Origin of the sequence: Pseudomonas sp. Cab53, assembly GCF_018325965.1 — a bacterium.
In the GTDB taxonomy this organism is placed as follows: domain Bacteria; phylum Pseudomonadota; class Gammaproteobacteria; order Pseudomonadales; family Pseudomonadaceae; genus Aquipseudomonas; species Aquipseudomonas chlororaphis_E.
The window spans coordinates 1206949-1227587 of record NZ_AP021902.1 but is presented as its reverse complement, the minus strand read 5'-3'; the positions used below and the strand labels follow the sequence as shown (position 1 = coordinate 1227587).

Genomic DNA, 20639 nt, shown 5'->3' with positions numbered 1-20639 from the left:
ACGCAACTCACAAAAAATTTGGCCGGCAGGCCACTCAGACTTCCGAATCCCAGATCACCGTGACACTGCCGGAGTAAGCCTTGGCGCCGGTGTCCAGCATCTCTTCGACGCTGCCCCGGGCCACTTCGAAATGCAGCATCCCGGACCGACGATCAACGTAAACACTTGGCTGGAAGAGTTCGGTCCCGCTGCCATCGCGTAACAACGGACGCCGGTCGACCGGTTGGCCGCCAACGTCTGCCAGACCTTCGGGCAGGCTCACGCGCACATCCACCGGCACGGTATGGCCGCTGCCGGTTTCCGAGATCGCGCAGGTGTTGCCGCTGACGTACTGGCATTCGAGCCTCATCTTGAAACGTGACGAAGCCGAGATATGGAAGCGCTGGTCGCGAAACAGCCGCGTCGGTTTGCTCCCGCTGTTCAGCCACGCTTGCCAGCCTTCCTGGGGCACCAGTTCCACCCGGTTGCCACCCGGGGGCACCTCCACCTTGAGGGTGTGCTCGACATCGAGCTTGAAATTGAGGGTGATCACCGATTCGTTGGGGATCATCAGGTCACCGAAGTCGAAGTCCTGCCCCGGGCCGATGCTGTAGACCAAGGAGCCGGTATATTGGCCAGACGACATCTTCAGCGGGTTGGGGGTGCGCAGTTCGTAGGCGAAGTTCATGGAGGTGTATTCCATGCCCGGAATCAGGTAACGGGCTCTTTTGGCACAGTTGCCTTCGACCGGGGTTTTCCAGAAGAAAAAGTAGGCGCGGTCGTTCAAACCCGATTCACTGCTGGATCGACAAGGTGCAGGGGCGTACTTCCAGGTCGAACCCCACAACATCGCATGGGCGGTCCCCATGTCCACGCCGCCTCCGACCAGATCGATCACACTGACCGGCAGGAAGTACATCGAGCCGATGCCGGCGATGCGCACCTGGACGATCTCAGTCTCGCCCGTGCCGGTATGGGTGACCTGCGCCAGACGCCAATTGGCAGGCACATGGAATGTCGCCCCTTGCCGCAGGTCCGCATGATTGGCCTGAATGGGCGCGTTGGAATACGAGTTGATGTTCCACTGCAGGCTGGATACGTTCTCCCTTTCACAATCCGCCGGGTTAGAAGCGCAGTAACCGGAAACCGGCGTGGTGTTGCGAAAGGTGTTCTCGTTGGGCTTCGAGGGATCGGGCCTGAAGACGGCGGTGATCTCCTTGCTCACGCCATGGGCCGCCGATGCGCCGGCCAACACCATCACCGAAACCATGCTACGCACTGCTACTGGTAGACCTTTCATCAATCACCGTCCTTTCGCCTCAGGCAGGCCAATCCGTGCCCTTTAAACTTCCGAATCCCAGATCACCGTGACATCCCCGGTGTAGCGCGTGGCGCCCGTGTCGAGCATCGCTTCGACGCTGCTGCGGCCCACTTCGAAATGCAGCATCCCGAGCCTGCGGTCGACGTATAAGCTGGGCTCGAACAACTCCGTGCCACTGCCGTCACGCAACAGCCGGCGGCGGTTGACCGGTTGCCCGGCGCCGTCCATCAAGCCATCGGGCAGGGTCACGCTGACGTCCACCGGCACGGCGTGACCGGTGTCGGTTTCGGACATCGCGCAGGTGTTGCCGCTGATGTACTGGCATTCGATTGCCATCTTGAAACGCGAAGAGGCGGAAATATGGAAGCGTTGGTCACGGAACAGCCGCGTAGGCTTGCGCCCGCTGTTGAGCCAGGATTGCCAACCTTCCTGGGGCACCAGTTCCACGCGATTGCCGCCGGGAGGGACTTCGACCTTGAGGGTGTGTTCGACGTCGAGTTTGAAATTGAGCGTCAGCAGCGAGTCGGTAGGGATCATGACGTCGCCTGCATCAAAATCTTGTCCTGGTCCGATGGTGTAATTCAGTGAACCTGTGTATCGACCAGACGACATTTTCAACGGGTTGGGTGTACGCAATTCGTAGGCAAAATTCACCGAGAGATATTTCAGGCTGGGAACGGCATAACTAGCCTTTTTGGCACATACGCCGTCAGTCGGCGTCCACCAGATAAACGGAAAGTCTTTATCGCTATAACCTATAAAACCAACCTCTTGGCAGGGCGCAGGCGCGCTTTGCCAGGTCTTCCCGCCCCACAATCGGCCATGAGCTGTCCAGTTAGATACCCCCCACCAACCAGACTGGGTGCGGACACGGGGAGTCGATAGGTCGCTCCTATACCAGCCCAGCGAAACTCTACGGTCTCGGTTTCTCCTGTCTCCGAATGGATTACCTGGAGCTCGCGCCATTGAGTGGGAACACTCAACATTGCGCCCTTGCGAGGGTCGGTGTGATTTGCCTGGATGGGTCCGGTTGAATCGAAAGTCACGGGCAACAAAATGCTGGATAGTTTCTTGGCCTCGCATACCGTCGGTTGATGCTGGCAGTAACCACCAATAGGGGTGGTATTGAGGAACACATTCTCGTGAGGCTTCGAAGCATCCGGCCTGAATATCGCAGTGATATCCCGGCTTACGGCATTGGCAGCAGGCACGCAGGCAAGCAACAACATCGAGACGATGCTGCTCACAGCCACCGGTAAACATTTCATCTATACAACCTCATCCATCAAAGCGAATCCCTGCAAGTTGGGGGAAGAATCCTCGCGCGGGGAGCGCCCTGCTCTCCCGCGCCACGTGAGGATTCAGGAGCGCTGCCGGTCGTTGTGGGCCGCGGCCAGCGAGCTATCGGCCAGGCTGTCCGGCGTGCAGCGCAGGTCGCCGATCATCAGCACATCGCCTTCGTTGCTGGCGTTCTCCGGGTCGAGGCGGAAGCGGCAGAACAGCTCGTTGCCGTAGCGCACTTCCAGGGTCGGCGAGGCGGCATTCATTTCCATGGAGAAGAACCCGTCCGCCTCGCTCACGCCACGGCTGGCGTGATTGATCACGTGATGGCCCTTGAGCGGCTCGCCCTGTTCGTCCAGCAGGCGCCCGAGCACGGTCACGGTTTTCATCACGCTGACCTTGCGGTAATCCACGCCGCCCTTGTTCAGGTGATAGCGGGTGCGTGCCGGCTCGATGCTCGCCGCCGGTGGGTGCACGCCCTCGAAGTCGAAGGTCACCATGCTGTTGCGGTAGGCGGTGATCGGTACGAAGTTGCGGCCCGGGTGCAACGTGGTGGAGCCACCGGTCAGGTCATCGGCACGCAGGATGATGTCGTCCAGGTCGGTTTCCACGTCGACGATCATCCCCGCGCCACGGCCCTGGGGCAGGCCGGTGAAGACGGCTTTCTGGCCGCCGATGGCAACCGTGCTGCTCAGGTTCAGGCCACCGGTGAGGTTGTCGTTGTAGGAAGAGCGCTGCAGGAAGCCGTCTCCGTAGAGCGATTCGGTGCTGAAGCTGGCGATGCCGGACAGGCCCACGCCATAGGTGTCGGCCAGGGCCGTGGCGGAGACGTTTTGCAGCACATGATCCTCAAGGTCCCGGCGATAGGTCAGCGATGCATTGTTGTCCCGGTCGCCTTCGCGGGAAGTGCGAGTGCCGATGCTGCCCGACCAGTATTCGCCCGGCCCGCCCAGGGCGACGCTGACGCTCAGGTCCACGCCGCGATTGCGCCGGTCATTGGTACTCGACGTGCCAGGGCGGTCGAACACCGACAGCCGCCAGTTGGCGTCGCTGCCACGCAGCTTGCCGCGCTGGGTCCAACCCAGGTCCAGGCCCGTGCCCTGGACATTGCCTTCGCTGTAGGCCAGCCGCCCATTGATCGAGGACTTGCTGCTCAAGCGGTGATTGACCGACAGCGAGGAATTGCTGGTCTGGCCGACGTACACGTTGCGCTGGCGAATGCGGGTGCCGTCCGGCAGGGTTTCGTAGGTGTTGCGGGTGTCCAGCCAACTGCGGTTGTGGCTGGCGACGACGCTGCCCAAGCCATAGCTGTACAGGGCCTGCACGTCCATGCCGTTGCCGTACTGCTCGGTGTGGTAAACGTTGGCGTACAGACTGGTGTGGGAGGCCAGTGTCCAATCTATCGACGTGCCGACCTGCAGCTTGTCCTGCACCTGGCGCGTGGAACCCCCGACGATCACCCGTGGGTGCAGCAGGTAGTTGACGCCAACCCCCGCGGTCGTGAACCCCGAGGGCTGGTCCTCCCAGTTGCTCCAGAGCCGGGTCTCGCGGCCGGCGAACAGGTTGTAGCGCCAGCGCTCCTCGGTGCTGTTCCAATTGTTCGGCTTGTAGACCAGTTCCTGGCTGGTGGCGGTGGTTTGCCCGTCCTCGATCAGCCGCACTTCCACTTCGTAGATCCCGCCGGGCAACGGGCGAGTGTCCAGGCTCTGCAAGCCGGCGCTGACGGCCTGGCTGTTGATCAGCAGGCCGTTGCGATAAATTTCTACCGAAGCCTGGCGGCTGGCGGTGACGTAAATGGGGTAGACGCTGGGCTTGGGGTTGTCGATCACCAGGCTGTCGGAGCTGCCGTACATCACGCCCAGGGCGGTGTCCGGGTTGGCGCCGAACGAACGAATCTGCCGGTTCAAGCCATCGGAGCTGGGGGTGAAATAGCCCAGGCGAAAGAAATGCCCTTCCAGTTCACGTTGGGTGAACAGTTCATGGACGGCGTGGTAGAGCTTGTCGTCCGGCCCGCCCAGGCGCGAGAGCTGGAGGTCCAGGGACTGGCTCCAGTTGCCGACGCTGGAACTGGCGTTGAGGCCATAGCGGCCGCCGGTGTCCTGTTGCTGGCCACCGTTGAGATTGAGTTGGTTATTGAAGATCAGGCCGAGGCTGCCGTCCTGGGGCTGGTCGTGATAGCGCTGGGTGTGGGTACCGCGTTCGACATCGCGCGTGAGGATCGACACCAGCGAGTTCTCAAGGCTGTAGTGCACGGCCAGGAGCCCGGCGGTGCAGTTCTTTTCACAGGCGCCCAGCCGTTGGCCTTGCTTGAGCGTCTGCTCCCACTGGTCCCGCTCCACGGCCTTGACCGTGCTGTCATGGGTGTCGGTGAATTCCAGCAGGGTAATGCGATCGTCCCGCGTCAAGACCACCATGGCTTCACCGAGGTACTGCTGATTGAGCTCAATACGAACCGCCAGGGGCACGTCGAAGAAGTGGGCTTCAAATTCCGCCGGAAGGCCCTTGGCCTGGGACAGCAGGCTGGTCGGTGTGGTACCGGGGGCAGTCGGCGCGGCCAATGCGCTGGCGCACAACAGCAGCGCGAACGCACCCGCGATGGGTGTCATCGGAAACATCAACGGACTCTCATAATCAGCGAGCTTTCTGGGCGTTTCGGGGTGGGTCGACCGGTCGGGGAGAACCGGTCGACCTGCTGCTGCCCTGGGATGAGGTGGGGATCACTGGGCAGCGGGGGCCTTACGGGCGAGGCACGGCGTCGAAGATGACGGTCATGTCGGCGGTGTACAGGCCGTTCTGGGTCGCCAGCGGCTTGGCTGCGGTGATGGTCATCTCCGCCTGGGTGCCCGGGGTGGAGGTGGCGTCGTCGACCACTTCCTGGGACAGGGCGGTCAGGGTGATGCCATTGAAGGTGGTGGTCAGGGCGATGGCATCGCTGCCGTTGTACAGCGAAGCCGGGCCGCCTTCGATGTAGGCATTGACCGAACCTTCGGTGTTCTTCACGTCATAGGTCTGGCGCAGCGACGTCAGCGTACCGCTGACCGTGTTGTAGTTCATGGTTTCGTCCTTACCCCAGTTCCCGTCGCGCGGTTGTACATGGAACTGCTGGGTCGGGATGTTCGCGGTGATGTGGATGGCCGAACGTGCATCATCCAGAGCGAAAGCCAGCGAAGAACTCAGGGCCGCAGCAGTCAGGGAAGCGGCGGTTACGATTTTCATGAGCATGGGTTAACACCTGTTCATAGCAATAAAGAGAGAAGGGTTGAAGTGGCAGGCCAAATACACCTTGTCATGCCCCCTCAACGCCGCTGCATGATCGTCGCTCTTTAATTAAAAATAAGCAGGAAAGTTCGCACAGTCATGTAGTAAATCGCGCACGCAAAAGAGCGAAAAATACGCAACTTTCGATAAAGCGTAACTTTTAATGTAAGAGGCTTCCCACATCCCCAGGAGCCAAAGGGGAAAAGGCTCGCAGACACTTTCGATTCATCCCGCAACCATGGGGGATTCAGGTAAGGTCTTATTTCACTTAGTGTAGGACGCAACTAAGATATATCTCCAAGACAAGATATATCTATAGGCGAAGATATATCTGAAATCAAAGATATATCTCGGTTCTATTGATGCCGAACAGAGAGCAGAAAGATGACAGCCCCTTACTTCCCCTCCACTCGCGACCAGGGTCATCACGATGGCTTCGAACGGCGCCCGCCCGGTCGCGAACGCAGCGGGCGCGGCCCCCGGGTGTTCGCGGCCGGCGAGTTGAAATTGCTGTTGCTGGCGTTGATCGCCGAAAAGCCTTGCCACGGCTACGAGTTGATTCGCCAGATCGAGTCCATGTTCGACGGCGCCTACACCCCCAGCCCCGGCGTGATCTACCCGACGCTGACACAGCTGGAAATGGGTAAGATGGTCCTGCGCGACGCCGAGGGCGGAAAAAAATGTTACAGCGCCACCGACGCCGGACGTCTATTCCTTCGAGACCAGGCCGAGGCGCTGGATGGTGTGCGGGTACGCATCGAGGCCAGCAAGCGTGTCCTGCGCGAGCAAGGGCGGCCGGCGGAAATCCACGAAGCGGTGGTCAACTTGCGTCGCGCGCTGCAGATGCACCAGGCGCGCTGGAATCCAGAAGAAATCCTGCGCATCCGCGACCTGCTCAACGAGACTGCCAAAGCCATCATCGACGGCCCCGACCGTCCACCTGTTTCGGAGTCAAGCCATGACTGAAGTCGATCCAACCACCATTCACCGCGTCAACCACGAGATCAAGCGTCGTCGCCTGCAAGTGCTGCGGGTGGTGGAGCTGACCCCGCGCATGCGCCGCATCACCGTCGGCGGGCCGGAACTGGCAGGCTTCGTCAGCCTGGGCACGGACGATCACGTGAAATTGTTTTTCCCGCAGGACGCCGCGCAGCACGCCGCCCTGGAGCACTTCGACCCCAGCGCCGACAAAGGGCAGGCGGCAATGCCGCCCATGCGCGACTACACCCCGCGCCGCTACGACCTGGACACCCTGGAGCTGGACCTCGACTTCGTCCTGCACGGCGACGGTCCGGCAGCCACCTGGGCGGCCCAGGCCAAGCCGGGGCAATACCTCGACATCGGCGGGCCGCGGGGCTCGATGATCGTGCCGGACGTGTTCGACAGTTACCTGTTGGTTGGCGATGAAACCGCCCTGCCCGCCATCGCCCGCCGCCTCGAAGGCCTGGCGCCGAACCGCCGGGCCCTGGTGGTGGTGGAAGTGGAAAACGGCGCCGAGCAGCAAGTGCTGCAAAGCCCGGCGCAGGTCCATGTGATCTGGGTGCTGCGCGAAGGCCGCCAGGACAATCTGGTGGCCACGGTCAGGCAACTGGAAGTCCCCGCCGGCAAGCTGTATGCCTGGGTCGCCACCGAAAGCAAAGTGTCGCGGCGCATTCGCAAAGTGTTGCTGGAGGAAAAAAGCCTGGACCCGGATTACGTCAAGGCCGTGGGCTACTGGAAGGCGGACGATAGCGACGAGGAGTGAATGCACTTGTGCCCCGTGACAAGAGCCGGTCTCTGTGGCGAGGGGATTTATCCCCGCTGGGCTGCGCAGCAGCCCTAAAACCAGCCAACCCGGAGTATCAGGCCGATTGAGGCGAGTTGATGGGGGCCGCTTCGCGGCCCAACGGGGATAAATCCCCTCGCCACAGATAAATCCCTCTCCACCGATAAATCGCTTCGCCACCGGTTTATCATTCGCCTTCGAATATCGGCTGAACCGGGTCCCCCCATGCTTTTCCTGCTCGCCTACATCAGCAGCGTCGTGCTGATCAACTACGCGTTTTCCGCGGCGCCGCACCTGGACATCATCTGGTCGGCCTGGGGTGGGCTGGTGTTTATCCTGCGGGACATGGTGCAGACCCGCTTCGGTCATGGCGCCATCGTCGCGATGCTGGCGGCGCTGGTGTTGTCCTATGTCACCTCGGACCCGACCATCGCCCTGGCCAGCGCCACGGCCTTCGCGGTGTCCGAGTGCATCGACTGGCTGGTGTTCACCATCACCCGGCGCCCGCTGCATGATCGGCTGTGGATCAGTTCGGCCTTGAGCATTCCCTTGGACACCTTCATCTTCTTCGGCCTGATCGATGCCCTGACGCCGGGCGTGGTCGGGACCGCCCTGGCCTCCAAGTTCGCCGGGGTCACGGCGGTCTGGCTGATCATGGCCTGGCGTTTACGCAAACAGGCCGTCGCCAGCTGAAGCCAAAACCTGCGGTTCATGTAAAATGCCGCGCTTTCTCCCACGGGAAGCTCGCCCGGCGCGCAACCCTCGACGATCCGCTCCTGCTTGAGGACTTTCAGATGACCCGTATCGGTACTCCATTGTCGCCGACCGCGACCCGCGTTTTGTTGTGTGGCAGCGGTGAGCTGGGCAAGGAAGTGGTAATCGAACTGCAGCGCCTGGGCGTCGAAGTAATTGCCGTGGACCGCTATGCCAACGCGCCGGCCATGCAAGTGGCCCATCGCAGCCACGTGATCAACATGCTCGACGGCGCTGCCCTGCGCGCAGTGATCGAAGCCGAGAAGCCGCACTACATCGTGCCGGAAATCGAAGCCATCGCCACCGCCACCCTGGTGGAGCTGGAAGCCGAGGGCTTCACGGTGATCCCGACCGCCCGTGCCGCGCAACTGACCATGAACCGTGAAGGCATCCGCCGCCTGGCCGCCGAAGAACTGGGCCTGCCGACCTCGCCGTACTTCTTCGCCGACACCGTCGAAGACTACCGCAAGGCCGTGCAAAGCCTGGGGTTCCCTTGCGTGGTCAAGCCGGTGATGAGCTCGTCGGGCAAGGGCCAGAGCCTGCTGCGCAGCGATGATGACGTGCAGAAAGCCTGGGACTACGCCCAGGAAGGCGGCCGAGCCGGCAAGGGTCGGGTGATCATCGAAGGCTTCATCGACTTCGACTACGAAATCACCCTGCTCACCGTCCGTCATGCCGGCGGCACCACCTTCTGTGCCCCGGTCGGCCACCGCCAGGAGAAAGGCGACTATCAGGAATCCTGGCAGCCCCAGGCCATGAGCCCGGCGGCGCTGGCCGAATCCGAGCGCGTCGCCCAGGCCGTCACCGAGGCCCTGGGTGGGCGCGGGATGTTTGGTGTCGAGTTGTTCATCAAGGGCGACCAGGTGTGGTTCAGCGAAGTGTCGCCACGGCCACACGACACCGGCCTGGTGACGCTGATTTCCCAGGACCTGTCGCAGTTCGCCCTGCATGCCCGCGCCATCCTCGGCCTGCCGATCCCGCTGATCCGCCAGTTCGGCCCGTCGGCCTCGGCGGTGATCCTGGTGGAAGGCCAGTCGACCCAGACCGCGTTCGCCAACCTCGGCGCCGCCCTGAGCGAGCCTGACACCGCCCTGCGCCTGTTCGGCAAACCGGAAGTCAACGGCCAGCGCCGCCTGGGCGTGGCCCTGGCCCGCGACGAATCCATCGAAGCGGCCCGTGCCAAGGCGACCCGGGCTTCGCAGGCGGTGAAGATCGAGTTGTAAAAGCTGCACACTAATCCCCTGTAGTAAAGGGATTCATCTGTGGCGAGGGGATTCATCCCCGTTGGGCTGCGAAGCAGCCCTAAAACCTAGCAACTCGGTGGATCAGGTAGTTTGAGGTGGCTGCTTTTTTGGGGCTGCTGCGCAGCCCAGCGGGAGCAAGCTCCCTCGCCACAAAAGCTCAACCGCTCAAAGGCCTGCGCTCACCAAAAACCGATGCTGCAAAAAAAGGCGACACCCGTAAAGGTGTCGCCTTTTTCATGTCCGCCGGTAGGGCTTAATCCGGCAGTTTGTAAGCAATCACATAGTCACCCTGCTTGGTGCCCAGGGAGCCGTGGCCACCCGCGACGACCAGCACGTATTGCTTGCCGTCCTTGCCGGTGTAGGTCATCGGCGTGGTCTGGGCGCCGGCTGGCAGGCGACCTTCCCACAGTTGCTTGCCGTTCTTCACGTCATAGGCACGCAGGTACTGGTCGAGGGTGCCGCTCAGGAACGCCAGGCCGCTGGCGGTGGTGAAGGTGCCGCCCAGGCTCGGTACGCCCATGCTCAGCGGGATCGGCACGGGCGAGCTGTCACGCACGGTGCCGTTCTTGTGCTTCCACAGGGTCTTGTGGTTGGTCAGGTCCACCGCCGCCACATAACCCCACGCCGGCGCCTGGCAAGGCAGGCCCATGGGCGAGAGCAGCGCTTCGAGGATCACCCCATACGGCGCGCCCTTGTTCGGCTGCACGCCCTCGGTTTCGCTCTTGCGACCCGGACCGCCGGCCACTTCCGCCGCCGGGACCAGCTTGGACTTGAACGCCATGTAGCTCGGGTTGACGAAGGCGATCTGACGCACCGGGTCCACCGAGATACCGCCCCAGTCGAACACCCCGAAGTTGCCTGGGTAAACGATCGAGCCTTGCAGCGACGGCGGGGTGAACATGCCGTCATAGCGCAGCGACTTGAAGTCGATCCGGCAGAGCATCTGGTCGAACGGGGTCACGCCCCACATGTCGCGCTCCTTGAGGACCGGCGGCACGAAGTTCAGGTCGGACATCGGCTGGGTCGGCGAGGTATGGTCGCCTTCCACCGCGCCTTGCGGCACCGGGATCTCCTTGATCGGGATGATCGGCTGGCCGGTGCTGCGGTCCAGCACGTAGATGCTGCCCTGCTTGGTCGAGGCCAGCACGGCCGGCTTCACGCCCTCGGCGGTCTTCATGTCCATCAGGGTCGGCTGGCCGCCCACGTCCATGTCCCACAGGTCGTGGTGAGTGAACTGGAAGTACCAGCGCACCTTGCCGGTGGCGATGTCCAGGGCGGTCAGGCCGGCGGCGTATTTTTCCGATTCCGGGGTGCGCATGCCACCGAACTGGTCGGGGGTCTGGTTGCCCATCGGCAGGTACAGCATGCCGAGTTTTTCATCGACGCTGAACATGGACCACATGTTCGGCGAGTTGCGGGTATAGGTCTGGCCTTCGGCAATCGGCGTGGTGTCGTCCGGGTTGCCGCTGTCCCAGTTCCACACCAGCTTGCCGGTGTGCACGTCATAGGCACGGATCACGCCGCTCGGCTCGTCGGTGGACACGTTGTCGGTAACGTGGCCGCCGATCACTACCAGGTTCTGGGTGACCGCCGGTGGCGAAGTGGAATAGTAACCGCCAGCCGTGAAGCCGCCGATGTTGGCGCTCAAGTCGACCTGGCCCTTGTCGCCGAAGTCTTCGCACATCTTGCCGGTGTCGGCATCGAGGGCGATCAGGCGGGTGTCGGCGGTCGGCAGGAAGATCCGGCGCGGGCACACGGTGCTGACTGGCGCAGCGCTGGCAGCGCCGGTGGGGCTCTGTTCGGCAGAGGCGTACGCGGCGTCATCGTGATAGCTCACGCCACGGCAGGTCATGTGCGCCCAACCCTTGAAGTTCTCCGCCTTTTGCGTGGAAAGCTTCGGATCGAAACGCCAGATTTCCTTGCCGGTTTCCGGCTCCAGGGCAATCACCTGGCTGTGGGGCGTGCACACGTAGAGCATGCCGTTGGCCTTGAGCGGGGTGTTTTCGGCGGTGGTCTCACCCGGGTCGTTCGGCCCTGGCAGGTCGCCGGTGCGATAGGTCCAGGCCGGCACCAGCTTACTGACGTTCTGCGGGGTGATCTGCGCCAGTGGCGAGTAACGGTCGCCGTGAGCACTGCGGCCGTAGGAATTCCAGTCGCCGTCCGGCATCGCCGGGGCGGTGTTGGTCATGCCTTCTACGGTGTCGCGATCCAGTTGGCCCTTGATTTCACCCGGGTTGGTGAACTGGCTGGCGAGCGCGGCGATACCGGCGATGATCACGGCCGCACTCAATGCGCGGGTGCCCATGGGCGATGCGTCGGCGGTCAACAACGGACGGCGCACCCATGGCAGCAACATGACGATGCCCAGAGCAAACAACAGGGCCAGGCGCGGCACCAGTTGCCACCAGTCCAGGCCCACTTCCCACAGCGCCCACACGGTGCTGGCAAACAGCACCAGCGCGTACAGGCCCAGGGCCGCGCGCCGGGCCATGATCAGCAGCACGCCGGTCAGCGCCAGGCCGATACCCGCCAGCAGGTAATACCATGAGCCGCCAAGCGTGCTCAGCTTGACTCCGCCCGCCAGCAGGGCCAAGCCCATCAATAGAAGCAGAATGCCGAGCAGGCTCGGTAGCAGACGGCTTCGACTCAAAGCACCCTCAGTGCTCATAGTGTGATTCTCCGTGAGGTTTTAAGGAGTCCCGCGCAAAGTCTCACTGTAGATGACGATCCTTTGGGGGCTTGGTTCAGTTAAAAGTTTCCGGATGTTACGAACCCCCTGTGGGAGTTGGCTTGCTCGCGAAAGCGGTGAATCAGTCGACTAATGAGGCTGAATATGAAATCGCTTTCGCGAGCAAGCCCGCTCCCACAGAAAAGCAGGTCGCTGCGGATGCAGAGATAGCGCTGTCTTTTAAGATTGAAGGCAGAACATCGAGAACAGCGAAAAGGCTCTAGCGCGCTAAAAGAAGCGTTTCAGCAAGCGGCGCAAGGATAATGTTCTGTTACAGATAGAGAAAGTGCTTTTGTTGACATGGATCATCGCGAAATCGGTAACAGTGTGCCTCGACAGCTACCGCGCGGACGCCCGATGGCGCACGCTAGGCTTCCACCCCACGGGCACCTCGGCTAAGGTGCGCGGCTTTCACCCTTTTCGCGTAAAGGCCTCCCCATGACCGAACCCAACAACAACCCGCTGCACGGCGTGACGCTGGAGCAGATCCTCAACGTCCTGGTGCAGCACTACGAATGGTCCGGGCTGGCCGAGCGCATCGACATCCGCTGCTTCAAGAGCGACCCGAGCATCAAGTCGAGCCTGACCTTCCTGCGCAAGACCCCTTGGGCGCGGGAGAAAGTCGAACGTCTCTACATCAAGCTGATGCGCACCAAGCGGCCGGTCTGAGCCATGGGCTCGGATGGGCGCGTCGCCCTGCGGCAGCACTTCGTGTCGGTGACGGCACTGCTGGCCTGGGTGGGGCTGAGCATCCAGTTGTACCTGATCCTGCTGGGGCGCTGGGAACTGGGCGCGAGCCTGTTGGGTGGGCTGGTCAATTGCTTCAGCTTCTTCACCGTGCTGACCAACACCCTGGTGGCGGTGGTGCTGACCTGGGAACAGACCCCACGGCCATCGGCTGTGCGCCGCTGGTTCCTGCGGCCCGCCGTACGCAGCGGCATCGCCGCCAGCATTGCCCTGGTGAGCCTGGCCTACAACCTGCTGCTGCGGCACCTCTGGCAACCCGAAGGCTGGCAGTTCGTGGCCGACGAACTGCTGCACGACGTAGTGCCGCTGCTCTACCTGATCTATTGGTGGCAATGGGTGCCCAAGGGCTCGTTGCGCCTGGGCCATATCGGGCTGTGGATCCTCTACCCGCTGGTGTATTTCGCCTACATTTTGTTGCGGGGCAATCTGCTGGCGGCCTACCCCTACCCGTTCATTGATGTGGCCAACCTGGGTTATCCACAGGTGTTCATCAATGCCGGGGGGATCTTGTTGGGGTTTGTCGTGATTGCGCTGGGGGTGGTGGGGGTTGATCGGTGGCGGGCGCGCTAGGGATTTATCGCCGATCACTTTTGTGGCGAGGGGATTTATCCCCGCTGGGTTGCGAAGCAACCCCATCGCTGTGGACTCAAATCTGTCTGACACACCGAGTTGTCTGGTTCTAGGGCCGCTTCGCAGCCCAACGGGGATAAATCCCCTCGCCACAGTGGAGCTTTCATCGCTCAGGACTTCGCGGGCAACATCCACACCAACCCGCTGGCCTTCGCCCGCTCGTGACACAACGCCAGGACGCTGCGCCGCTCTTCGTTGTCCATCCGACTCCAGCGGGTGATTTCCGCCACGCTGCGCTGGCAGCCGGTGCAGATGTCGTCATCGTCCAGTGCGCAGATGCTCACGCAGGGCGAAGGAACCGGGCGCTCGGACGCGCTCATTGGTCTTGCTCGGACAGGTCGCGAGCGTAGCGCTGGGCGTTGTGCACATAGTGGGCGGCGCTGGCCTCGAGCATTTTCTTCTGGGCCTCGGTCAACTCGCGCACCACCTTGCCGGGCGAGCCCATCACCAGCGAACCGTCGGGGATCTCCTTGCCCTCGCCGATCAGCGAGTTGGCGCCGATGATGCAATTGCGGCCAATCCTGGCGCCATTGAGGATCACCGCATTGATGCCGATCAGGCTGTAGTCGCCCACCGTGCAACCGTGAAGCATGGCGTTATGGCCGATGGTCACGCCGGTGCCGATGGTCAGCGGGTACCCCATGTCGGTGTGCATCACCGTGCCGTCCTGCACGTTGCTGTTCCGGCCGATCAGAATCAGCTCGTTATCGCCGCGCAGCACGGCGTTGAACCAGACGTTGGCGCCCTCTTCGAGGCGGACCTTGCCCACCAGCGTGGCGTTGGGTGCGACCCAACTGTCGGGATGGGTTTCGACACGGGCATCGCCCAAACGGTATTTCATGGCAATCCTCGGGGCGTCAGGTGTTGATGAAGCTCTTGGGCGGCGTATGCAGGTCGATGCCCGCGTCGTACAGCAGGTTGACCAGCTCGACGATCATGATCGCCGTCAGACCCCAGATCTTGTATTCGCCATAACGGTAACTGGGCGTGTACCAACTGCGGCCCTGGTAGTCGATACGGTGGGTATGTTCGCGGGGATCCTTGCGGAAAAACTCCAGCGGCACGCTGAACACCGCGGCGATCTCGGCATCGTTGGCCCGGTACTCGACAAAATCCGGAATCACCCCGACATACGGCGTGACCTTGATCCCATGCAGCGAGATCAGCGGGCTGAGCGGGCCGATCACCTCCACCAGACCGGGGGGCAGGCCGATTTCTTCCTCGGCTTCGCGCAGGGCAGTGAAGATCAGGTCCGGGTCTTCCGGGTCGCGGCGTCCGCCGGGGAACGCCACTTCGCCGCCGTGGGTCGAGAGCCCGCTGGCGCGCAAGGTCAATACCAGCTCCGGCTCGTCACCGCGAGTGATCGGCACCAGCACAGCGGCTTCAGGGAAGCGACGGTCGGCCTGCAGGTCACGCGGGGTATGGTTGCTTACTCGATGCAGTAGCTCGTCCAGCATGAGACTTCTCGATTTATTCGCTACCTTGCATCATGCACCAATCGTTCAAGCCGCCCAACCCCGACACCGCGTCGTGTCGCGAAACGACAACTTGCCGACCCCGCCCGCGCACGCCAAGATAGGCGCAGCATTCAGGAACCCCAGCATGAAATTCTGCAGCCAGTGCGGTAACCCGGTGACCCAACGCATACCCGAAGGCGACTCGCGCCTGCGGTTTGTCTGCGACACCTGCCACACCATCCATTACCAGAACCCCAACATCGTGGCCGGTTGCGTACCGACCTGGGGCAGTAAAGTCCTGCTGTGCCGGCGCGCCATCGAGCCGCGGCGCGGCTACTGGACGCTGCCGGCGGGTTTCATGGAAAACGGCGAGACCGTCGAACAGGCCGCCGTGCGCGAAACCGCCGAAGAAGCCTGCGCCCGGGTGCGCAACCTGAGCATCTATACGCTGATAGACGTACCGCATATCAGCCAGGTGCATGTATTCTTCCGCGCTGAACTGGTGGACGAGGATTTCGCCGCCGGTCCCGAGAGCCTGGAAGTGCAACTGTTCGAAGAAGCCGACATTCCCTGGGATGAACTGGCGTTTCGCACCGTGGGGCGCACCCTGGAATATTTCTACGCGGACCGTCGCGCCGAGGCCTACCCGGTGCGCAGCGAATCGATCCCGCCGCTGGCTCAACCTGCCAATACCTGAAACCCCATAGGAATACCCTGTCAATGCGCTGGTTGCTTGTGCTGTTCTGCTTGTCGTTCACCGCCCTGTCCCAGGCGTCTGCGCTGGGAACCTACGACGGCAAGCTCATCGAAAAAGTGCTGGTGCTCAAGTCCGCCCATCAATTGCAATTGATCAACGACGGCAAACCGCTCAAGACCTACCGCATTTCATTGGGCAAGGGCGCCAAGAAAGGCCCCAAGCTGATCGAGGGCGACAAGCGCACCCCCGAGGGTTTCTACTGGATCGACTGGCGCAAGACCAGCGATCGCTTCTACCTGTCGATGCACATTTCCTACCCCAACATCAGCGACGCCGCCCGCGCCCGGCGCGAAGGGGTGGAACCGGGGAGCATGATCATGATCCACGGCACGCCGGACACCGAGGAAAACCCTGAAGAACTGTTCCACACCCTGGACTGGACCGACGGCTGCATCGCCATGCGCAACGTCGACATGCGCGAAGTCTGGAACCTGGTGCCCGACGGTACGATGATCGAGATTCGGCCGTAGCGCCGCGATGCGAAGGGGCCGGTGGGCGCAGCCATACGCGGGGTGAGAACCCCAGCCTCTAGGACCCCGGCCATGCCGATGCATGCCCGAATGCATTTCCCCCTGTGGGAGCGGGCTCGCCCGCGAAAGCGCCCTACCAGCCGCCCCCTCCCTTGCCATCTCTCAATTCCACAGGCGCAATGCAATCCGGTGCTCCACCACCCCTTGCAAAACCCTCGATTAAAAGTCATCGCACAACGCTTATCTACTGTCAGAAATAACAGGTAACGGATATTTCCGACCAGTGACGCACATCGCCCTGTCCCTGCCATTCCTCGACTATCAGCTTGTTACAAGATCGAGCCATCAAACCCTGATCCTTCATCTATTCTCAGTCTCACGCAGTGAACCGAGGCGCACCCCAGCGGGGTCTTCGCACTGCGCAATCAATATTTAAACTGTCAATTCGAAGAATAGGTCGTAATGAAGTATGTGATTCGGTTGGCATCCTCGTTTCAGGTGAGGTGTCCAAATCATGAGTAGAAGTAACGGTTTCATCCGGGCGACGGCGGTCGCCGTGGTGTTGGCTGGCGCCTGGCAAGCGGGTTCTTATGCGTGGGCGGCAACCCAGGGCTCGGCGCAGAAAGAAGAGCCCTGGTACCAGGCCTGGCTTCAGGTCACGGCAGACCCGAGCGTGGACATCCGTGCGACCACCCCTTCCCTGCGCTGGCGCACCGACATGGACACGCTCTATCGGGGCGACACCACCAATCAGGGGTTGGAGGCGTTCCAGGACGGGCTATTGCCCAAATCCGTCGCGTTTCCCGAAGACGAATGGATGTATGACTGGTTCAGGCATGGCGCTGGCGCCCCACGGTCGGTATATAGCAGCACCACCCGCAATCAACGTATCGCCCAGAGCTTCGCCAATGAATGGGTGTTCGAATTCAGGGCTCCCCATGGCATCGATCAGGAGCAATCGGGCGGGCCTATTGTAGGTGAGCAAGAGATCAGCTACCCGGGCGGGGTCAAGGGGATCTTTATCAAGCAGGCCTGCAACAAAACCAATCTCGCCGATTGTGTCGCGAACCCTAACTACCGTGAACCCACCGGTCACGAGACAATGCAGGAAGTGGCCGCGACCCGAATCGATTGGAACAAGCTCACACCCGCAGAAGGTCTGGCCTGGACAACGAACAAACAATCCCTCTGGGCAGTGGGCTCGTCGAGGATCAATCCTGTGCAGGGAGCAGAAGCACTGGCCAGCGGGTTACGAGCAAAGAATTCGCAGCCACCGGTCTTACGCTGGGCGAGCAGCCCAGAGTCTCCCTCCATTCAATCGGTCGTCGTGGCATTTCGTGACTATAGCGATGCCAAGATCTGGGCGGTCACGGAAGCAGAAAACGGCGGCTGGGTCTATGAGGTCAGGCCCAACAGCGTGGCGGTGGATCTGTCAGGTGAATATACCGGCAACCGTCCAGGCGCCTTCGCATTCATCGGTGGTATCAAAAGCGGGCTGTTGATGAACGCGCGCCGTTTCGAGAAAGGCGTGAGCCAACCGGTCGAGTGCATCGGCATTGAAAAAGAAGTTTGCCGACTCGAGAACGTCCACCAATAGCTTCAAACCGACACCAGCCGTCATGCAGGCTGGCGGCTCCACTTGAGGCCTTGTACGCCCCCTCGCCCTGCTGTGGCGAGGGGGTCTGCGACCGCTGGGCCAGTCCGACAACGGGGCCGGTGCTTATGGCATCAAACCCGGAGCTCTGCCCGGTCCAGGCATTTGTTCGCCAGCAACGTGCCCAGCTCGATCATCTGCGCCACGCCCAGTGCCACATGGCGTCGTGAACCTTCCAGGTCGAACGCCAGGTCGCTGAGCATGGCGTTGGCCGAGGCCAGGGTTTCGCTGAGGTTGGCCAGCATCACTTCGGGGTCGACACCGGCGGTCACGGTGAAGAGCTGCGTCGAGGGTTGGGGGGCTGACTCGCCGTCTTCAGGCTTGAGGTAATGGTCCATCGCTCGGTCGGCGGCTTCCTTCAGTTTTTCGGGGGCGTAGTCGCCGTAGGGGAAGGTGGATGCCGGGTTTGGAATGTCAGAATTATTTTTCAATGGAAGCTCCTTTTATTAATGGAGCCCAGGACAAATTGTCCGGGCCTATTGCCCCTTGTGTTTTCGGACGGTCAAACCCGGTCGCTGAATTGGCAGCGACACCCAAAGGCTAGAGCCGTCGCTTCCGACGGGCAACCTTAAAAACCTGTCGGAAACTTCGGTGCGCCTGACAGACCAATGGACAAGTATTCACACAACAAAAAACCGGCCTAGGCCGGTTTTCATTGGTGATATTTGGATTCAAACAAACGCTGCCCGCTGCTCAGCCTCATAATGCCGAGTCTGAAAAGGCAAAAGGGTTTGCACCTTCAAACCAAGACCTTCCTTTAACCCCCAAGAAAGAGCCAGTTCATCACGGCGCTTGCGAAGCGCAACAGCAGTCTGTGAGGTAATGGCTTGCTTGGGTGTCGAGCGCAAGAACAGCTCTAGGGCATTGAAAACTTCCAACGCACGACTGTCCGTGACACACGAAAAACGGGTGAGTCGTTCGAGCAAATATCCTGCTCGACGCTGCTCGACCTCATCAGTGTGTTGGCTCAGGAAAGCTTGGGCTGCGCTTATTAAATCCGCGCTGGAATACCAGACAGCCTTGGCCATGCTCACAAGCGCAGCATCGTCTGCGTGATCCAATGGGTTCTTGACCAATGTGTCCAGAGCGGCCGAGAGGACTTGGCCGTTAGAAGGCTTCGTCATCTGTATCCTCCAAATAATTTTGCAAAATGTGGTTAAGAACAGAGGTTGGAGGCTCTTTGTTGCCAACATATACGTCAATTGCCTGCAGCGCCAGTCGACGCAGCTCGGAAGATAAAATGAAGCCAGCCCTCAGAAGCGCCATGATGTCGCCAATATCTTGATCCGTTGCCCTACCCAGCTTTGAAATCGCAATATCGATCGGAGCGGCAATGTGAACATGCAAAGGAGACTCGACAGGGAACTCTTCAAGGGTAAGGCTTCGAACCCAGTAGTCCTCGTGAATTGGACCAAAGCTGGTGTTGTATTGGAGGTCGTAGTTTAGCTCCATCAATCGACCGGATTTCTCGTCGCGAAATTGCTCGGGCACTTGCGCGAGCAGCATTCGAAGATCAAAACCGTCCGGAAGGCTGGCCTCATAGATTTCCGCGTCAACGTCCGTGGAAACACGATGATTTGTATAGAGGTGCACTGCGCATCCACCAAATACCATGACTTTAACCGCCCCTGGTTTTGCACTCTCAGATGTCAGCTCTGCTTCGACGGATTTGAACATTGAAACCAAAGCCTGCCCCAGCGCGGTGCGGGTATTGAGGCGAGGAGTGATCATTTCCGGCATTTCCATGTTTGAACCTCAGAGGCTGGTGTTGCTCCTTGAAACCTGGATCTGCCACTCAGCCTTGCCAAAGACTAATAGGCGATCCATGCGCTTGGAGACGGGCCCCGAAAGCTAGAGCCCTCGCTTCCGAGCGACAACCTTAAAAACTTGTCGGAAACTTCGGTGCGTCTGACAGACCAATTGCCTGGTTGCGGATGTTTCATACGGGGGCATATCCGTTGCTGCGGTAATGGCTGCTGGCGGTTTCGCCCTTACGGCGACTTACTTTCTTTCAAACGCCCCGGAATGCCGGCCCAGAAGAAAGTAAGCAAAGAACGCTGGCCCCACCACTCGGCACCTCGCCTGGGCGAGGTGCCGAGTGGTGGGGCAAAGCGCTTTTGGTTACTTTTGGCGCTCTTCCAAAAGTGACCCGCCGTAAGGGCGGAACCCTAAGCAGCCATGACCGCAGCAACGGATATACACCCAAATCTCGCCCCCAATAAAAAACCCGCCGATCTACTCAGCGGGTTTTTCATTTAAGCGATTCAAGCGTAGGAAGATCAAAAATCCTCCAACCGCCACACCTCATACGCCGGCGTCTCGTAGGGATGGCTCTGTTTCAAAGCCTCCACTACCCCACGAATCAACTCATCAGCGACAACCAGCTCCACCTTCCACTCCTCGACCTGCTCAACCTGCCCCGCTTCGCCAATGAACGGCTGGCTGCCGTCCAACGGGCGAAACTGGCCCAGGCCCAGCACTTGCCAGGCGCAGTGATCATAGTCGCCGATTCGCCCGCCACCGGCAGCGAATACGGCGTTTTTGACCTCGTCCACATGGCTGGCCGGGACGAAGAAGCAGAGTTTGTACACGCCT

Annotated in this window: 20 protein-coding genes and 1 pseudogene; 9 read left to right on the top strand and 12 right to left on the bottom strand. The window is 61.0% G+C overall.

The window, feature by feature from the left end:
• Window positions 1-34 precede the first annotated feature (34 nt).
• From KI241_RS05260 to KI241_RS05245, 4 genes and pseudogenes are all read right to left on the bottom strand, one after another.
• A complete protein-coding gene (locus KI241_RS05260; protein WP_042731176.1) occupies window positions 35-1279 on the bottom strand; it encodes a hypothetical protein in 1245 nt (414 codons plus the stop codon).
• Window positions 1280-1321: 42 nt separating this feature from the next.
• Window positions 1322-2568 (bottom strand): annotated as a pseudogene (locus KI241_RS05255) (hypothetical protein).
• Between the two features lie 93 nt (window positions 2569-2661).
• Window positions 2662-5196 (bottom strand): CS1-pili formation C-terminal domain-containing protein, encoded by a 2535-nt coding sequence (locus tag KI241_RS05250; RefSeq protein ID WP_042731174.1) that lies wholly within the window; start codon window positions 5194-5196, stop codon window positions 2662-2664.
• Window positions 5197-5317: 121 nt separating this feature from the next.
• On the bottom strand, window positions 5318-5803 hold the full coding sequence (locus KI241_RS05245) for a CS1 type fimbrial major subunit (RefSeq protein WP_042731173.1): 486 nt from the start codon (window positions 5801-5803) through the stop codon (window positions 5318-5320).
• A gap of 420 nt (window positions 5804-6223) precedes the next feature.
• Between KI241_RS05245 and KI241_RS05240 the strand changes: the two genes are divergently transcribed.
• From KI241_RS05240 to purT, 4 genes are all read left to right on the top strand, one after another.
• Window positions 6224-6805, top strand: a complete 582-nt coding sequence (locus KI241_RS05240) for a PadR family transcriptional regulator (protein ID WP_042731172.1) — start codon at window positions 6224-6226, stop codon at window positions 6803-6805.
• Window positions 6798-7583, top strand: a complete 786-nt coding sequence (locus tag KI241_RS05235) for a siderophore-interacting protein (RefSeq protein ID WP_212803437.1) — start codon at window positions 6798-6800, stop codon at window positions 7581-7583. The genes KI241_RS05240 and KI241_RS05235 overlap by 8 nt, the downstream gene beginning before the upstream one ends.
• A gap of 246 nt (window positions 7584-7829) precedes the next feature.
• A complete protein-coding gene (locus KI241_RS05230) occupies window positions 7830-8297 on the top strand; it encodes a VUT family protein (RefSeq protein WP_042730941.1) in 468 nt (155 codons plus the stop codon).
• Window positions 8298-8398: 101 nt separating this feature from the next.
• The gene (gene purT / locus KI241_RS05225; RefSeq protein WP_042730940.1) at window positions 8399-9580 is read left to right on the top strand and encodes a formate-dependent phosphoribosylglycinamide formyltransferase; all 1182 of its coding nucleotides are present in this window, start codon (window positions 8399-8401) and stop codon (window positions 9578-9580) included.
• A 274-nt stretch (window positions 9581-9854) separates the two neighbouring features.
• On the opposite strand, the gene KI241_RS05220 is transcribed toward purT, so the two are convergent.
• Window positions 9855-12269 carry a glucose/quinate/shikimate family membrane-bound PQQ-dependent dehydrogenase gene (locus KI241_RS05220; protein ID WP_042730939.1) on the bottom strand — a complete coding sequence of 805 codons (2415 nt, stop codon included), beginning with the start codon at window positions 12267-12269 and terminating at the stop codon, window positions 9855-9857.
• Window positions 12270-12767: 498 nt separating this feature from the next.
• Between KI241_RS05220 and KI241_RS05215 the strand changes: the two genes are divergently transcribed.
• Window positions 12768-12998, top strand: a complete 231-nt coding sequence (locus KI241_RS05215; protein WP_042730938.1) for a VF530 family protein — start codon at window positions 12768-12770, stop codon at window positions 12996-12998.
• Window positions 12999-13001: 3 nt separating this feature from the next.
• Window positions 13002-13646, top strand: a complete 645-nt coding sequence (locus tag KI241_RS05210; RefSeq protein ID WP_123578172.1) for a Pr6Pr family membrane protein — start codon at window positions 13002-13004, stop codon at window positions 13644-13646.
• A 170-nt stretch (window positions 13647-13816) separates the two neighbouring features.
• On the opposite strand, the gene KI241_RS05205 is transcribed toward KI241_RS05210, so the two are convergent.
• The 3 genes from KI241_RS05205 to KI241_RS05195 are packed head-to-tail and all read right to left on the bottom strand — an operon-like array spanning window position 13817 to window position 15163.
• Complete coding sequence (locus tag KI241_RS05205; RefSeq protein WP_042730936.1) at window positions 13817-14026, bottom strand: DUF1289 domain-containing protein; 210 nt, start codon at window positions 14024-14026, stop codon at window positions 13817-13819.
• Window positions 14023-14547: a gamma carbonic anhydrase family protein gene (locus KI241_RS05200; RefSeq protein ID WP_042730935.1), complete on the bottom strand. Its 525-nt coding sequence runs from the start codon at window positions 14545-14547 to the stop codon at window positions 14023-14025. Before KI241_RS05200 ends, KI241_RS05205 begins: the two co-directional genes overlap by 4 nt.
• Window positions 14548-14563: 16 nt before the next feature.
• Window positions 14564-15163 carry a CoA pyrophosphatase gene (locus KI241_RS05195; RefSeq protein WP_123578173.1) on the bottom strand — a complete coding sequence of 200 codons (600 nt, stop codon included), beginning with the start codon at window positions 15161-15163 and terminating at the stop codon, window positions 14564-14566.
• Between the two features lie 145 nt (window positions 15164-15308).
• Here KI241_RS05195 and KI241_RS05190 point away from each other — a divergent pair, with 145 nt between their 5' ends.
• The 3 genes from KI241_RS05190 (at window position 15309) to KI241_RS05180 (ending at window position 17987) form a co-directional block, all read left to right on the top strand.
• Window positions 15309-15860, top strand: coding sequence for an NUDIX hydrolase (locus tag KI241_RS05190; RefSeq protein WP_042730933.1), 552 nt, complete (start codon window positions 15309-15311; stop codon window positions 15858-15860).
• Between the two features lie 23 nt (window positions 15861-15883).
• Window positions 15884-16390: a L,D-transpeptidase family protein gene (locus KI241_RS05185; protein WP_042730932.1), complete on the top strand. Its 507-nt coding sequence runs from the start codon at window positions 15884-15886 to the stop codon at window positions 16388-16390.
• Window positions 16391-16904: 514 nt separating this feature from the next.
• Window positions 16905-17987 (top strand): hypothetical protein, encoded by a 1083-nt coding sequence (locus KI241_RS05180; protein ID WP_047737097.1) that lies wholly within the window; start codon window positions 16905-16907, stop codon window positions 17985-17987.
• Between the two features lie 131 nt (window positions 17988-18118).
• On the opposite strand, the gene KI241_RS05175 is transcribed toward KI241_RS05180, so the two are convergent.
• The 4 genes from KI241_RS05175 to KI241_RS05160 form a co-directional block, all read right to left on the bottom strand.
• Window positions 18119-18475 carry a DUF6124 family protein gene (locus KI241_RS05175; protein WP_052497387.1) on the bottom strand — a complete coding sequence of 119 codons (357 nt, stop codon included), beginning with the start codon at window positions 18473-18475 and terminating at the stop codon, window positions 18119-18121.
• Window positions 18476-18715: 240 nt separating this feature from the next.
• Window positions 18716-19168 (bottom strand): hypothetical protein, encoded by a 453-nt coding sequence (locus KI241_RS05170; RefSeq protein ID WP_042730930.1) that lies wholly within the window; start codon window positions 19166-19168, stop codon window positions 18716-18718.
• Complete coding sequence (locus KI241_RS05165) at window positions 19152-19790, bottom strand: DUF6036 family nucleotidyltransferase (protein ID WP_123578174.1); 639 nt, start codon at window positions 19788-19790, stop codon at window positions 19152-19154. Before KI241_RS05165 ends, KI241_RS05170 begins: the two co-directional genes overlap by 17 nt.
• 533 nt (window positions 19791-20323) lie before the next feature.
• Entirely contained in the window at window positions 20324-20635 is a 312-nt protein-coding gene (locus KI241_RS05160) for a YqfO family protein (protein ID WP_123578175.1), read from the bottom strand.
• Window positions 20636-20639: the final 4 nt, after the last annotated feature.